This window comes from Thermosynechococcus sp. B1 (genome assembly GCF_030322985.1).
In the GTDB taxonomy this organism is placed as follows: domain Bacteria; phylum Cyanobacteriota; class Cyanobacteriia; order Thermosynechococcales; family Thermosynechococcaceae; genus Thermosynechococcus.
The window spans coordinates 2,084,620-2,099,554 of record NZ_CP096573.1 but is presented as its reverse complement, the minus strand read 5'-3'; the positions used below and the strand labels follow the sequence as shown (position 1 = coordinate 2,099,554).

The window sequence follows — 14,935 nt, the reverse complement described above, 5'->3', positions numbered from 1 at the left end:
AGGCAAAGGAATAGCGTAACTCTATTTAGACAACACAATGCGTATTCTGGTTACTGGCGGTGCTGGGTTTATTGGTTCCCATCTAGTTGATCGGCTGATGGAAGCAGGTCATGAGGTCATTTGCTTAGATAACTACTTCACTAGTACAAAGCGCAACATTCTGCGCTGGATGGGTCACCCCAATTTTGAACTAATCCGCCATGATGTCACCGATCCGATTCGCCTTGAGGTGGATCAAATCTATCACTTGGCCTGCCCCGCCTCGCCAGTTCACTACCAGTACAACCCCGTCAAAACGATTAAAACCAATGTCATGGGCACCCTCCACATGCTGGGGTTGGCCAAACGTGTAAAGGCACGGTTTCTCCTTGCTTCCACCTCAGAAGTCTATGGTGACCCGCTGGTGCATCCCCAATCTGAGTCCTACTGGGGGAATGTCAACCCCATTGGTATCCGCTCCTGTTACGACGAAGGCAAGCGGGTGGCAGAGACCCTCACCTTTGACTACCACCGCCAAAATAATGTGGATGTGCGAGTAGCACGCATTTTTAATACCTATGGCCCGAAGATGCAGGTCAACGATGGCCGAGTGGTCAGCAATTTTATTGTCCAAGCCTTGCAGGGTATTCCCCTCACGGTTTATGGCGACGGCTCGCAAACCCGCAGTTTTTGCTATGTCAGCGATTTGGTGGAAGGGTTAATTCGGCTGATGAATAGCGATCACATTGGCCCTGTGAATCTGGGCAACCCTGATGAATACACCGTGCTGGAGCTAGCCCAAAAAATCCAAGCCCTGATTAATCCGGGGGTGGAAATTCAGTTTAAGCCCCTGCCCAGTGATGACCCCCAGCGCCGTCGTCCTGACATTACCCTTGCTCGCACGGTGTTGGGCTGGCAACCGACCGTCCCCCTCCTAGAGGGATTACAGCGCACAATTCCTGACTTTGCCGAGCGACTAGGCGTGCCCTATACGCCTATGATGGTGGAAGTTTAGGGAGGCCACAGGGAATGCGGGTATGTGTGATTGGCACTGGCTATGTGGGCTTGGTGACGGGAGTGTGCTTGGCACATATTGGCCATGAGGTGACTTGCATTGACAACAACATTGATAAAGTTAAGCTGCTGCAACAGGGGGAATCCCCTATTTATGAACCCGGTCTAACGGAGTTACTCCGTGGGTGCATTGCCAGTGGCCACATTCGCTTCAGTAGTGATCTTGGCGCTGGGGTGGAGTTTGGTGAAGTGCTCTTTATCGCCGTTGGTACACCCGCCTTACCCAATGGTGAAACCGATACCCGCTATGTAGAAGCCGTTGCCCGCGGTATTGGTGCCCATTTGCATCTGGGGTACAAAGTCATTGTCAACAAATCCACGGTGCCGATTGGCTCAGGGGACTGGGTGCGGATGATTATTCTCGATGGTGTGGTTGAGCGAGACCCCGATTTAGCCGATGCCATTAAAGGCGGGGCGACCCATCCGCCGTTGGATTTTGATGTGGTCAGCAACCCTGAATTTCTGCGGGAAGGCTCAGCGGTCTATGACACGTTTAATCCCGATCGCATTGTCTTGGGCAGCAGTAGCCGCAAAGCGATTCAAATCATGCAGGAACTCTATGCGCCGATCATTGAACGTAAGTATGCGGCTGATCCCACCTTGCCCCCCGTGCCGGTGTTGGTGACGGATCTCAGTTCGGCGGAAATGATTAAGTACGCTGCCAATGCCTTTTTAGCCACTAAAATCAGCTTTATCAACGAAATTGCCAATATTTGCGATCGCGTGGGGGCGGATGTGGTTCAAGTGGCCAAGGGGATTGGCCTGGATTCCCGCATTGGCGAGAAATTTCTGCAAGCGGGCTTGGGCTGGGGGGGTTCCTGTTTTCCCAAGGATGTTTCGGCGCTCATCCACACGGCGGAAGACTACGGCTACGATGCCCAGTTGCTCAAAGCAGCCGTTCAAGTCAACCAGCGGCAACGCTTTATTGTCATTGAAAAACTGCAACAGGTACTGAAAATCCTCAAGGGTAAAACGATTGGCCTTTTGGGGTTAACGTTTAAGCCCAACACCGATGATCTGCGGGATGCCCCTGCCCTGAATTTGATCGAGGAACTGTATCGCTTGGGTGCCAAGGTCAAGGCCTATGACCCCCTCGTGTCCCAGTCGGGTCTGCGATCGGGTCTCTCCCATGTGATTGTGGAAACGGATTTGCTACACCTCGCCGATGGCTGTGATGCTTTGGTGCTGGTGACCGACTGGCCACAGTTCCAAGAGGTGGATTATGGGGAACTGGCCAAGGTGATGCACCAACCCGTGATCATTGATGGCCGCAACTTCTTGGATCGCAAGGGGCTAGAGTCACTGGGCTTTCGCTATGTGGGGATTGGCCATTAAGCATGGAACCGCCCAGCCTCATCTATGAGCAGGCCTACTGGCAACAGGGCTATTGTCGCGTTGTCGGTGTGGATGAAGTGGGTCGGGGTTGTTTGGCAGGGCCAGTGGTGGCAGCAGCCGTAATTTTACCGGTAGACTGTGTGCCTCTTCCAGAGGTGCGCGACTCCAAACAGTTGAGTGCCCGCCAGCGATCGCGCCTCTTTAGGCAGATTTATAACCACGCGATCGCCATTGGCATTGGTAGTGCCAGTGTGGCGGAAATTGATCAGGTGAATATCCTGCAAGCCACCTATCGAGCCATGGCGCGTGCCCTAGCGCGGGTTGCCCCTTGGGATCATGCCCTGATTGACGGCAAATTAACAAAAACAGCACCCTTTGAAAAGGTAACGGCCATTATCGGGGGCGATCGCCACAGCTATAGTATTGCCTGTGCCTCAATTATTGCCAAGGTACGGCGCGATCGCTTCATGGCACGCTTAGCTCGGTGTTATCCCCAGTATGGCTGGGAACGCAATGTGGGCTACGGCACCCCCCAACACCGTCAAGCCCTTGAGCAGTATGGCCTGACCCCTTGGCATCGGCGATCGTTCTTGAAATCCTAGCTTCATACCGACTTACACTTGTGTAATGCCATCACAGGAGAGTAGGCTGAAAAATGGCAAAGTATGACGTTTTTTTGAGGGTTCCATGCGGGTTTCCCTTCGCTGGCTACAGGAATTGGTGGCTGTTGATCTCGATGTGACGACTTTGGCCGATCGCCTGACGATGGCGGGGTTTGAAGTCGAAGAAATTGAAGATCGGCGCACATGGGCGCAAGGGGTTGTGGTGGGTCATATTTTGGCCTGTGAACCCCATCCCAATGCCCAAAAATTACGGGTTTGCCAAGTGGATGTGGGTCAAGGGGAACCCCGCACGATTGTCTGTGGGGCACCCAATGCCGCTGCAGGCTTGTATGTACCTGTGGCACTACCGGGGGCATATCTGGCCAAAATTGATCTGAAAATTCGACCGGCAAAACTGCGGGGCGTGAAATCTGAGGGGATGATTTGCTCCCTTGCTGAGTTGGGGCTAACCAAAGAGTCTGAGGGCATTCACCCATTCGCTGATGCAGTAACCGTCGGGGAAGATGTACGTCCTCTCCTCGGCTTGGATGATGTGATTTTGCACCTGACCTCAACTGCCAACCGTGCCGATGCCCTGAGTATGGTGGGCATTGCCCGTGAAGTGGCCGCACTTACTGGTGCTCCCCTGACGCTACCCGCCCCAAAGGCGATCGCCCCCAAAAAGTCCCGTGCTAAGGCTCCTGTACAGCTTGCAATCGCTGATCCCCAAGCCTGTCCTGCCTACTGTGGCACACTGATCACCAATGTTCAGATTGCCCCTTCGCCCCCTTGGCTCCAGCAACGGTTAGAGGCTGCCGGTTTGCGTGCCATCAATAATGTGGTGGATATCACCAACTACATCCTGCTGAAGTGGGGTCAGCCCCTCCATGCCTTTGATTGGGATCGGTTGCAAGGGGTTGCTGCCCAAACCCCAGTGAGTGTTGGCGTGCGTTTTGCCAAGGCCGGGGAAACCCTGAAAACCCTCGATGGTGAGCAGCGGGTGCTGAGTGCCGACAATCTCCTGATTACCGCCGGGGATGTGCCCGTTGCCCTTGCCGGAGTAATGGGGGGCGAAGAGACTGAAGTTTACGAGGGTACGCAGAATGTCTTCCTTGAGGCGGCACTCTTTGCTAGTCCGGTGATTCGGCGATCGGCTCGCGCCCAAGGATTACGCACGGAAGCTTCGGCTCGCTATGAACGGGGGGTGAACCCCGCAGAACTAGAGGCGGCCACCGCTGAAGCGATCGCCCTATTGACTGAGGTGGCTCAAGGGACAGTGACCTACACTACACTAGCGGATCAGCGTCCGCCCCTCGAACGTACCCTCACCCTGCGGCTGGAACAAGTGCACCGGCTCTTGGGGGCCGTGGTTGCTGATGAAGCGGAGAGCGATGAACTCGCCTATTTGGGCGCAGAGACCGTTGAAGAGCTACTCAGCCGCCTTGGCTTTCACCTCAGCCGTCAAGAAACCTTTGAGGACGAGTTAGTGGTGTGGTCGGTGACGGTGCCCCCTTACCGCTTCCGGGATATTGAGCGAGAGGTGGATCTCATTGAGGAGATTGCGCGGCTCTACGGTTACGACCGCTTTGAGGAAACCTTGCCCGCTCAATCGGAATTGGGAGCACTACCGCTGGAACTCACCCTACTGCGGGAGCTACGGGCGGCCTTTCGCGGGGCGGGTCTGACGGAATTGATGCACTATTCTTGGGTAAAAGGTGGTCAGCCCAACCAAGTCACCGTTGTGAATCCGCTAGTGGCGGAGTTTTCGTCGCTGCGTACGGATCTAATTACGGGTCTAGTACAGGCCTTCCGCTACAACCAAGAACAGGGGAATCCGCCCCTCAATGGTTTTGAAATTGGCCGTGTTTTTGGTCAAGATGAAGAGGGTCTTTGGGAAAGCGATCGCCTTGGGGGCATCATCGGTGGCGATCCGTGGCAGGGGAAATGGGTACGCCGCTCACAGCAAGCCCAACCCCTCACATGGTATGAAGCCAAGGGGATTCTCGAGAGTGTCTTTCAGCGGTTTGGTTTGCATGTAGAATATCAGAGCGATCGCCAAGAAGAACGCTTGCACCCGGGGCGGACGGCGGCCCTGTGTTTGAATGGAGAACGGCTCGGTATTTTTGGCCAGTTACACCCGCAGTATGCGGCGACCCTCGACCTGCCGGCGGCGGTGTATGTCTTTGAACTGGATCTGGAGGTACTCCTGAGCCGCCTTGAGGAACGCTATCGCCAGATTATTTTTCAGCCCTTTTCAACTTATCCCGCCAGCGATCGCGACCTCGCCTTTTTTGCGCCGGCGGATCTCACTGTGGCAGAACTCAGCCGCACCATTTGGAAAGCTGCAGGCGGGCGCGACTCCCTCCTTGAGAGTGTCGAAGTCTTTGATGAGTACAGTGGCACTGGTGTCCCCGAAGGGCAGCGCAGTTTGGCCTTTCGCCTCACCTACCGCGCCAGCGATCGCACCCTCACCGAGGCCGAGGTGAATGAACTACATCAGCGCATTCGCGACAGCCTTGTGGAAAAATACGCCGTGACCCTCCGTAGCTAAGAAAAAACCATGAACACAGTATTGACGACCGATTGGCAGCACCTTGCCGATTTAGCCCTTGCCGATGAATGCCTCAGCCGCGATCAAGCGCGGGCGGTGTTACAAGCCGCGGATACTGAACTCCTGAATCAACTGGCGGCGGCCTATCGGGTGCGCTACCACTACTGGGGGAATCGGGTACGGCTGCACTATCTGCTCAATGCCCAAAGTGGTCTCTGTCCAGAGGATTGCCACTACTGCTCACAATCAAAAATCTCCACGGCTGAGATTGAAAAGTATCCCCTGCTCTCGCAGGAAAAAATTCTTGCTGCGGCCGATCGCGCTGCCCAACTCAAGGCTGGTACCTTTTGCATGGTCATTTCCGGGCGATCGCCCAATGAGAAGGTCTTTGAGCAGGTACTTGCTGCTATTCGGGCAGTTAAGGAGCGCTATCCCCTGAAAATCTGTGCCTGCTTGGGCTTACTCACCGCTGAGCAAACGGCACGGCTGGCAGCAGCAGGCGTCGATCGCGTCAATCACAACCTAAATACCTCGGAAAACTTCCACGGCGAAATTTGCACCACTCACACCTTTAGCGATCGCGACCAGACCTTGGCCAATATCCAAGCCGCTGGAATTACAACTTGCTCTGGCGGCATTTTGGGTATGGGGGAATCCGATGACGATGTCATTGATCTTGCCCTTTCCCTGCGGCAGCGTCAGGTGACCAGTGTACCAGTGAATTTTCTGATTCCCATTCCGGGGACACCCCTTGGCCAACAGCACAACCTCAATCCGCGCCACTGTTTACGCATTCTCGTGCTCTTTCGTCTGCTTTTGCCGCGCCAAGAGATCCGCATTGCTGGTGGCCGCGAAGTGCATCTGCGATCGCTGCAACCCCTTGGCCTCTATGCCGCTAACTCTATATTTGTGGGGGATTATCTAACGACCCGCGGCCAAGCTCCCCACCAAGACTGGCAAATGATTGCCGATGCTGGCTTTGTCCTTGAAGACCCCGAAGGGCGGGCGATCGCCCCATAACATGTGGGCTACCCATCGCTAAACTAGGGATTGGCGGCGCTACTGTTGCGGAGTCTCCGATGAGCATTTTTGGTGGCCTTTTGCTAATTGCGGCGATTGCCCTCTTTTTTGTACAGCGCCACTATCGCCTGAAGCTCCGTAGTCTTAAGCTAGCCACGCCATCCACCACGGCGGATCTCCATCAGCTCCAACAGCAGGTGGCACAGGAAATTGGCGGTGGCAACCTACGGGAATATGTGAAGGTTTCTGGTCAGATTGTTGTCGATCAGCCCCTGATCTCGGAGTTAAAGCAGGTGCCCTGCGTCCATTACCGCATGTGTGTCAGCCGCGAGTATGAAGAACAGGTGCGCGAAACCGATAGTGAAGGCCGCACCCGCTGGCGCACTGAACGCCGCTCCGACACGATTAGCAGCAATAGCCAAACCATTCCTTTCCGCGTGCGCGATCGCTACGGCGAGATTGAAGTGGATCCCCGCGGGGCTGACATGGAAACGATCCAAGTCATCGATGAATTTCGACCCGCCAATAACACTGCCCGCCTTGGCTTTGGCAGCTTTCAGGTAAACGTGGGCAGCCTCACCTTTGGCAGTGGCAATACCATTGGTTATCGCTATCAGGAATGGATCACGCCAGTGGATCGGCAGGTGTTGGTCGTGGGCACCGCCAGTGATCAAACGGGCACGCTACGCATTGAACGTCCCACCGTCAAGGGACAAAAGTTCTTTGTCTCCCTGAAATCAGAAGACAGCCTGAGTCAAGACACCAGCAATGCCGTGCTCTATTCAACCATTGGTGCTGCCGCCTGTGGTGGGTTGGGGATTTTGTTGATCTTGGTGGGACTGCTGTAGCAGTTCACTGAGGGCTAGCCAATCCTCGAGGCTGAGGGCTTCGGCGCGGCTATTGACATCTCGCCCCAACTGAAGCAGCGCTTGGCGCACTTGATCGGGTTCAACAAGGGACTTGAGGGCATTGGCCAGCATCTTACGGCGAGTGGCAAACCCCTGTTTCAGCAGCGTTTCTAACCATTGGGGCGATCGCACCCTTGGCAGTGTCGCGTGGGGTCGCAGACAGATCACCACAGAATCCACCTTAGGCGGCGGCTGAAAGGCGCGGGGGGGCACTGCACATACCTTCTCACAGGTGGCCAGAAATTGCACCCGTACGGAGAGGGCACCGTAGGCCTTGCTACTAGGCGTTGCCATCAGGCGATCGCCAATTTCTTTTTGCACCAGTAGAATCAACCGCTCAAAGGGCGGGCGACGCGGTCGCGCAATACTGCCAAGTAGGTGCCCCAGTAACGGCCCTGTGATGTTGTAGGGGATATTGGCCACCACTTTGTTGCACCCCAAGGGCGCTAAGTCCAGCCGCAGAATATCCCCCGCAATCAACTGGAACCGCTCACTGCCAAACTGCCGTTGCAATTGGCCACAGAGATCCCGATCCAGTTCAACGGCCACCACCTCAGCACCACTGGCTAGAAGAGGGCGAGTGAGGGCACCCCGACCGGGACCAATTTCTAGGATGCGATCGCCCGCGTGCAGTTCAGCCGCTGCAATGATCTGAGCTAAAACCGATTCGCTGCGCAGCCAATGCTGGCCAAACCGTTTGCGGGCACGAATCACCTAGCACGGCCCCAAGCCCACTGTGGGTGCATAGACTGCTTGATCCCCTAGTTCTGCTTCAATGCGCAACAGGCGATTGTACTTGGCAACCCGTTCACTGCGGCAGAGGGAACCGGTTTTAATTTGACCCGCACGGGTAGCTACAGCCAAATCCGCAATCGTGGTATCTTCGGTTTCGCCAGAGCGGTGGCTAATCACTGAGCGGTAGCCCTTGCGGGTTGCCAGATCAATGGTTTGCAGGGTTTCGGTTAGCGAGCCAATCTGATTGAGTTTAATCAAGATGGCATTGGCCACGCCATTGTCAATCCCCCGTTGCAAGCGCTTGGGATTGGTGACAAACAAGTCATCCCCCACGAGTTGAATACGACTGCCAAGGGTTTCGGTCAAGAGTGCCCAGTGATCCCAGTCCTCCTCCTGCAAGCCGTCCTCAATCGAGACAATGGGATAGTTGCTCACCAAGTCTTCATAGTAGCGAATTAACTCAGAGCCGGTGCAGCTGGCATTATCAAACACATATTTGCCGTCTTCATAAAATTCATTGGCCGCCACATCGAGGGCAAGGGCAACGTCAGTGCCGGGGGTGTAACCTGCGGTTTCAATCGCCTGAAGTAAAATATCCAAGGCTGCTTGGTTGGAGTCGAGGTTAGGCGCAAAGCCCCCTTCATCCCCCACCCCGGTCAGCAAACCCTTATCCGCCAGCACCTTACTCAGAGCGGCAAAAACCTCTGCCCCCCAGCGCAGCCCCTCCCGAAAACTAGGGGCACCAATGGGCATGATCATGAATTCCTGAAAGTCAATATTGTTGGCCGCGTGGGCACCCCCGTTGATCACATTCATCATCGGCACGGGGAGGACATTGGCCAGCGGCCCCCCCAAATAGCGGTAGAGGGGTTGACCGAGATATTCTGCGGCTGCTTTAGCCGTGGCAAGGGAAACGGCAAGAATGGCATTGGCACCGAGGTTGGATTTGTTCTCACTGCCATCCAGTTCCAAGAGACACTGGTCAATCACCGTCTGATCAAGGGCGTTGAGATCCACAAGGGCACTGAGAATGGTGGTTTCAATGTTTTCCACCGCTGTGAGGACACCTTTGCCACCGTAGCGCTTGGGATCGCCGTCCCGCAGTTCATGGGCTTCAAAACTCCCCGTTGAGGCACCACTAGGAACCTGCGCCAGTCCAACAATGCCACAATCCAGTTCAACTTCTGCTTCTACCGTGGGGCGCCCCCGCGAGTCGAGAATTTCGCGGGCACGAATCGTTGCGATCGCCGTATCCATCATCTGCTTGTTCCTCAATATGCAGCTAGATTGTACGATAGATGCCCGATAAAACTGAAATGGCTTAAGGATGACCTAAGCTATAAAGTGTCCTGTATTGCATTGCCTTTCTTGTCTGAGACTGGTTTAATTTGACTCAACTTTGGTGTACATCATCCACAATTGGGGGAAAAGATTACCAAGACTTTTAGCCAGCTTCACTTGCCCGACCATTCGTAGGAATCCATCATGACCACTATTGCCCGAAGTCGTTCCCCGCAGTCTGAAGTACTCACCCGCCCTATCACCACAGAGACCGTTCACTATCAAGTTGTGCATTGGATTAGGGGTCGCTTTCGGATTCGCATTCCTCGGCTGGGCTTTGATGCTGAATATGGGGCACGGCTGCTCTACATTGTGGGCAGTTTACCCGCGGTGACAACGGCACGCATTAACCCCCCTGCCCGCTCCCTTGTGGTGGAATATAATCCCAAGCTCTTTGGGGAAGCCCTAGCAACGATTCAAGGGCAAATTTTTGAGTCGATTCAAGTGGCGGCCAATCCAGATCTTCCCGCCCTAAGTACTGAGAAGGCCACCCCTGCGGCGGAAGCTCACGAAATTAACTATTGGGAACGCTTGGGCTTACCGGCTCTGGGTTTGGGGTTGAGTGTGGCCTCCCTGATGGGGGTACCGATTCCCGGCTATGTGATTGCCAGTGTGGTGATTGCCGGGGCAATGCCGGTGTTTCAGCGAGCATGGGAAGCGATTCAAGAGGAGAAACAGTTAACGATTGACTTCCTCGATGGCTTGGCAATTTCCCTCCACACCATGCAGGGGCACTATTTTGCCCCCTCCTTTATGCTGGGTCTGATTGAGGGGGGGGAAGTGATCCGCGACCTCACGGCACGGGGATCGGAGCGGGCGAACCTTGATTTGCTGGATTGCCTCGGCAAAACCGCCTTTGTGGAACGGGACGGGGTTGAGGTTGAAGTTGAAGTGAAAGACCTTGTCGAGGGCGATCGCGTGGTCGTCTATCCGGGGGATCAAATTCCCGTTGACGGCATTATTTTGCGGGGCACAGGCCTGATTGATCAGTGCAAACTCACGGGCGAGTCGGTGCCGGTAACGCGCAGCGAGGGAATGGAGGTTTTTGCGTCAACGCTGCTGGTCGAGGGGCAACTGGTGATCTTAGCGGAGCGAGTAGGCAACAATACCCGTGCAGGTGTGATTGTGAACTTAATGCAGTCGGCACCGGTGCATGACACGCGCATTGAAAACTATGCTGCCATGGTGGCCAACCAAGCCGTCATTCCAACCTTGGCCATTGGCACAGGTGTTGGCTTACTCTCAGGGGATCTCAATCGGGCGATCGCCCTGCTGACCCTTGACCTCGGTACAGGGATTCGGGTCTCGGTGCCTACCACGATTTTGTCGGCGCTCACCTATGCCGCTCAACATGGCGTCCTCATCCGCAGTGGTCGGGCGATCGAAAAACTGGCTCAGATTGACACCATTGTCTTTGATAAAACTGGCACCCTGACCCAAGGCCATGCAGGGGTTACCGAGATTAAAGTCATGGATCCGCGCTTCAGCGCCGATGACATCCTCAGTATGGCCGCCAGTGCTGAGCAGGGACTCACCCACCCTGTGGCTGAAGCCATTGTCCGCCATGCCCGCGAAACCCATCAGCCCCTCTTTGACTGTGAAGACTGGGAATACCGCGTTGGCCTCGGTGTGGCCACAAAAGTGCGGGGTGTGGATCTGCGGGTGGGCAGCCGCCGCATGATGGAGCAGGAAAACATTTGCCTAATTGATCTCAATGAACGTTTCCCCGATCTCGATTCTGGGCGGGCGTCAATTGTCTATGTGGCCGGGGATGGTCGCTTGATTGGGGTGATTCTCTACAGTGACCCAATCCGCAATGAAAGTCCTGAAGTCATCCGTGAACTCAAGGGGGCAGGCATTACTCCCCATATGCTGACGGGTGACATTGGCCGCGTTGCCCGTGCAGTGGCCAAAGACTTAGGCATTGCCCCCAACAATATCTACGCCGAAGCCTTCCCGGAAAAGAAAGTGGAGGTGGTGCGTGCCCTCCATGACAGCGGTAAAGTCGTGGCTTTCTGTGGCGATGGTATCAATGACTCTGCCGCTCTTGCCTATGCCGATGTCTCTATTTCCTTTGCCGGCGCAACCGATATCGCCCGTGAAACCGCCGATGTGGTGCTGATGGAGGATGACTTGCGGGGATTGACCCTTGCTATTCGGATTGCCAAGCAGGCGATGGAAATTGTCTGGCAAAATACAGCGATCGTGGCCATTCCTAATATTGGTGCGCTGCTGTCGGGGGTCTTCTTTGCCCTTGACCCGATTTTGGCGGTGGTTATTAACAACGGCACTGCCATTTTAGCGGAGTTGAATGGTTTGCGTCCCTTGGCAGGTCCCGGTGGCTCCTTGCCCTTACCGCCCGTCAAAGACACACAGGAATTTCTTGCGGAATGGGAAGCCACCCATCCCGATCATCCGGTGCAGCATATTCCACCCAAAATGACTGGCTCTCAGGCTGGGCCTTCACGGTTGGCTGGATAAGCAAGGGCGGCCAATTCACGGTGGCTGAGGGGACGAACGGCTCTGGGGCGAAGATTGCCGAGGTGAACCGGGCCGATCGCGATCCGTTGCAAGGCAACAACAGGATAGCCCAGCTGCTCGGCCACACGGCGAATCTGGCGGTTGCGGCCTTCGTGCAGGATGATTTCCAAGAGGGAGCGATCGCCCTCGGTGCGCAGGAGCTGAACCGCTGCGGGTAGCGTCATCACCCCGTCCAAGGGAATACCCTGTCGCCATCTTTGTAACACCCTTTCTGGCGGCTGTCCCTGCACCCAAACGCGGTAGGTTTTGGGGATGTGATGGCGGGGATGGCTGAGATAGTAGGTGAAAGCCCCATCATTGGTAAGCAGCAGCGCCCCACTGGAATCGGCATCTAAACGCCCCACAGGATGCAGACCGGCCACACACTGATACCTAGGCGGCAAGAGATCAAGAACGGTGGGGCGCCCTTGGGGATCGTGACAGGTACAGAGAACCCCCTTGGGCTTATGGAGGAGCAAATAGACCCGTCGGGGCGGGTGGGGGGGGTTCAGGCGCTGCCCTCGGTATTCAATGCGATCGCGCGCCGCATCCACTTTGTCCCCCAATTTTGCCCGCTGACCATTGACAAAGACCTGACCACTGCGGATCAGCATTTCGGCATGGCGGCGGGAGGCCACTCCCCAGTGGGCAAGGACTTTGTGTAACCGCTCCGTGGTCATCGTTGCTGTCTAGGGTGACGTTGCGTTCTTGAGGGGACTCTCTATAGACCCATTATTGCTGCAGAGTTGCCAATCCCCTAGCAGAATTGGTAGAAAAGAACTGTTCAATCCTTACCTATCATCTACCGTGAGGAGTTCTATGAAATCTCTTTACAAACTTGCCATCTTAGGGTTAGTTTTAGTTGGTTTTTCTACAACGCTGGTTGCCTGTGGCGGTGGCGGTGGTACAACCGATAACCAAACGCCAACCGAATCCCCCAGTCCGCAAACGCCAGGGCAGTAGTTCCTTTTAGCTTTTAGCGATATTGTCTATTCTTAATGATACTGAAGCTAGGGGTAGCCGTCAGGGTTGCCCCTTTCTAATGGGAAATTGGCATTCTCCAGCAGGCGATCCAGTTATCCAAGGGAGCTTTCCAGCTGATACCGCTGCCAAAGGGATTGATATAACCCCCCTGCTGCCACCAGTTCATCATGGGTACCCTGTTGAACAATCCGCCCTTGATCCATGACCAGAATGCGATCGCAGGTTGCCGCTGCCGACAATTGATGGGAAATAAAGAGCACCGTGCGTGTGTGCTGTTGCTGCCGCAGCGCTTGCAAAATTTGGCTAGCCGTTTGGTTATCAACGCTGGCGAGGGCATCATCGAGGACTAAAATTGGTGCATCCACCAGTAGGGCACGGGCTAAGGCGGTTCGTTGGCGCTGTCCCCCAGAGAGGGTAATGCCCCGCTCGCCCACAAGGGTGTCGTACTGCTGGGGAAAGTTGAGGATCTCATTGTGAATTTGGGCTTGGCTGGCGGCGGCAATCACCTTTAACTCCGTGGCATCGGGTTCGCCGTAGCGAATGTTGTTTTTGATTGTGGTGCTAAAGAGAAAGCTTTCTTGGGGCACGTAGGCGATCGCTGCCCGTAAGTCGCCAAGGTGCAAGCGCGTAATGTCAATGCCATCCAGAAAAATCTGATTGGGGGCAATCTCCAATAAACGGGGCAGGGCACTGGCCAAGGTGGATTTGCCGCAGCCAATGGGGCCGACGATCGCCACCATTTCCCCCGCTTGAATTTCAAAGCTGAGGTGATTGAGGGCAGGGGTGCGGCGATTGGGGTATGTAAAAGTTAGATTTTGACAACGCAGGTGCCCCTGAACGCGATCGCGGGGTAAGGCAACGGCATTTGGCGCATCTGTAATGCGGGGTTCCACACTTAAAATGGCCTCAATTCGGTCAATGCTCACTTCACCCCGTTGGTAGGTGGTAATCGTAAATCCCAATAATGCCGTCGGGAAAATCAGCCGCTCAATGTACAGCAGCAGGGCAATAAAATCCCCCACTTGAATCGTATTGGCAGCAATCATGCGGCTACCAAACCACAGCAAAATCAGCAAACTAAAGCTGACCATCCCCCCCAAGAGGGGAAAGAGAATGTTGCGGGTTTTGGCCAAAACCAAGTTATTGCGGAGTAAGTCTTGATTTAGCTGGTCAAACTGGCGTTGCTCGTTGGCCTCTTGGCCATAGATTTTAATTAGGGCAATGCCACTCATGTCCTCTTGGATGAGATCGCTGAGTTCCGCGAGGCTTTGTTGCACGTCCAGTTGTTCTGCCCGCAGGCGATCGCTAAAGGTTTGGACAATAAAAAGAACCGCTGGATAGACAGCGATCGCCCCCAAACTCAAGCCCGGATGAATGGCTAACATCACGGGCAGCGTCATACCGTAGGCAAACACGGTGTTCGCCGCACTCAAAAGGGCAAAACCCACCAGACGGCGAATATTATCCACATCACTGGTGGCACGGCTAATGAGATCTCCGGGGGTATTCTCCGCAAAGTAACTGGGTTCTAAACGCAGCAGATGTTCAAAGAGCCGTTGCTTGAGGTCAAATTCCACCAATCGCCCAGCACCAAAGATCCAGAGGCGCGAGGCCATGCGAATGAGCCACATCAACGAGGCTAAACCAATCAGCAGCAGGGCATAGAACACCACCCGCTGAAAGTCAAACTTGGCCTGCAATTCATCAACCGCAGTACCAATGAGCAGGGGCAAATAGGTGCCCAAAAGGTTGACGATAAAAAGCGCAACAATCCCCCCCCAAATTTTTGTTTGGTGAGGACGCAGATAGGCCAAGAGGCGACGAAAACGGCCAGAGCGGCCAGCTTTAGGAAGAGTAACCATATCCTCAACCTAACAGATGTTGTC

At 54.9% G+C, this 14,935-nt stretch carries 12 protein-coding genes; 8 read left to right on the top strand and 4 right to left on the bottom strand.

Annotated features, from left to right (window positions below; all coding sequences use genetic code 11):
• The first annotated feature begins 37 nt into the window (after window positions 1-37).
• The 6 genes from M0644_RS10405 (at window position 38) to M0644_RS10380 (ending at window position 7,409) form a co-directional block, all read left to right on the top strand.
• On the top strand, window positions 38-994 hold the full coding sequence (locus M0644_RS10405; protein ID WP_286625619.1) for a UDP-glucuronic acid decarboxylase family protein: 957 nt from the start codon (window positions 38-40) through the stop codon (window positions 992-994).
• 14 nt (window positions 995-1,008) lie between these two features.
• Window positions 1,009-2,388: a UDP-glucose/GDP-mannose dehydrogenase family protein gene (locus tag M0644_RS10400; protein WP_286625618.1), complete on the top strand. Its 1,380-nt coding sequence runs from the start codon at window positions 1,009-1,011 to the stop codon at window positions 2,386-2,388.
• A 2-nt stretch (window positions 2,389-2,390) separates the two neighbouring features.
• Window positions 2,391-2,990 carry a ribonuclease HII gene (locus M0644_RS10395; RefSeq protein ID WP_286625617.1) on the top strand — a complete coding sequence of 200 codons (600 nt, stop codon included), beginning with the start codon at window positions 2,391-2,393 and terminating at the stop codon, window positions 2,988-2,990.
• A gap of 85 nt (window positions 2,991-3,075) precedes the next feature.
• Window positions 3,076-5,541, top strand: coding sequence for a phenylalanine--tRNA ligase subunit beta (gene pheT / locus M0644_RS10390; protein WP_149820588.1), 2,466 nt, complete (start codon window positions 3,076-3,078; stop codon window positions 5,539-5,541).
• Window positions 5,542-5,550: 9 nt separating this feature from the next.
• Window positions 5,551-6,561 carry a biotin synthase BioB gene (gene bioB, locus M0644_RS10385; RefSeq protein ID WP_149820586.1) on the top strand — a complete coding sequence of 337 codons (1,011 nt, stop codon included), beginning with the start codon at window positions 5,551-5,553 and terminating at the stop codon, window positions 6,559-6,561.
• Window positions 6,562-6,620: 59 nt separating this feature from the next.
• Entirely contained in the window at window positions 6,621-7,409 is a 789-nt protein-coding gene (locus M0644_RS10380; protein ID WP_149820584.1) for an E3 ubiquitin ligase family protein, read from the top strand.
• Here the strand turns inward: M0644_RS10380 and rsmA are convergent.
• Window positions 7,344-8,180 (bottom strand): 16S rRNA (adenine(1518)-N(6)/adenine(1519)-N(6))-dimethyltransferase RsmA, encoded by an 837-nt coding sequence (rsmA, locus tag M0644_RS10375; RefSeq protein WP_190278343.1) that lies wholly within the window; start codon window positions 8,178-8,180, stop codon window positions 7,344-7,346. The genes M0644_RS10380 and rsmA overlap by 66 nt on opposite strands.
• Before the next feature lie 3 nt (window positions 8,181-8,183).
• On the bottom strand, window positions 8,184-9,464 hold the full coding sequence (gene eno, locus M0644_RS10370; RefSeq protein WP_286625616.1) for a phosphopyruvate hydratase: 1,281 nt from the start codon (window positions 9,462-9,464) through the stop codon (window positions 8,184-8,186).
• A gap of 225 nt (window positions 9,465-9,689) precedes the next feature.
• Here eno and M0644_RS10365 point away from each other — a divergent pair, with 225 nt between their 5' ends.
• A complete protein-coding gene (locus tag M0644_RS10365; RefSeq protein WP_286625615.1) occupies window positions 9,690-12,026 on the top strand; it encodes a heavy metal translocating P-type ATPase in 2,337 nt (778 codons plus the stop codon).
• Here M0644_RS10365 and M0644_RS10360 read toward each other — a convergent pair.
• Window positions 11,996-12,745, bottom strand: coding sequence for a pseudouridine synthase (locus tag M0644_RS10360; protein ID WP_286625614.1), 750 nt, complete (start codon window positions 12,743-12,745; stop codon window positions 11,996-11,998). The two genes, M0644_RS10365 and M0644_RS10360, sit on opposite strands and share 31 nt — an antisense overlap.
• 139 nt (window positions 12,746-12,884) lie before the next feature.
• On the opposite strand from M0644_RS10360, the gene M0644_RS10355 reads away from it, so the two are divergent.
• On the top strand, window positions 12,885-13,028 hold the full coding sequence (locus M0644_RS10355) for a hypothetical protein (protein WP_190278068.1): 144 nt from the start codon (window positions 12,885-12,887) through the stop codon (window positions 13,026-13,028).
• Window positions 13,029-13,141: 113 nt separating this feature from the next.
• Here M0644_RS10355 and M0644_RS10350 read toward each other — a convergent pair whose 3' ends face one another.
• On the bottom strand, window positions 13,142-14,911 hold the full coding sequence (locus M0644_RS10350; RefSeq protein ID WP_149820574.1) for an ABC transporter ATP-binding protein: 1,770 nt from the start codon (window positions 14,909-14,911) through the stop codon (window positions 13,142-13,144).
• Window positions 14,912-14,935 lie beyond the last annotated feature (24 nt).

Coding starts and splice junctions, on each gene's coding strand:
- M0644_RS10405 (WP_286625619.1), top strand. CDS start 38: ATGCGTATTCTGGTTACTGGCGGTGCTGGGTTTATTGGTTCCCATCTA.
- M0644_RS10400 (WP_286625618.1), top strand. CDS start 1,009: ATGCGGGTATGTGTGATTGGCACTGGCTATGTGGGCTTGGTGACGGGA.
- M0644_RS10395 (WP_286625617.1), top strand. CDS start 2,391: ATGGAACCGCCCAGCCTCATCTATGAGCAGGCCTACTGGCAACAGGGC.
- pheT (WP_149820588.1), top strand. CDS start 3,076: ATGCGGGTTTCCCTTCGCTGGCTACAGGAATTGGTGGCTGTTGATCTC.
- bioB (WP_149820586.1), top strand. CDS start 5,551: ATGAACACAGTATTGACGACCGATTGGCAGCACCTTGCCGATTTAGCC.
- M0644_RS10380 (WP_149820584.1), top strand. CDS start 6,621: ATGAGCATTTTTGGTGGCCTTTTGCTAATTGCGGCGATTGCCCTCTTT.
- eno (WP_286625616.1), bottom strand. CDS start 9,464: ATGATGGATACGGCGATCGCAACGATTCGTGCCCGCGAAATTCTCGAC.
- M0644_RS10365 (WP_286625615.1), top strand. CDS start 9,690: ATGACCACTATTGCCCGAAGTCGTTCCCCGCAGTCTGAAGTACTCACC.
- M0644_RS10360 (WP_286625614.1), bottom strand. CDS start 12,745: ATGACCACGGAGCGGTTACACAAAGTCCTTGCCCACTGGGGAGTGGCC.
- M0644_RS10355 (WP_190278068.1), top strand. CDS start 12,885: ATGAAATCTCTTTACAAACTTGCCATCTTAGGGTTAGTTTTAGTTGGT.
- M0644_RS10350 (WP_149820574.1), bottom strand. CDS start 14,911: ATGGTTACTCTTCCTAAAGCTGGCCGCTCTGGCCGTTTTCGTCGCCTC.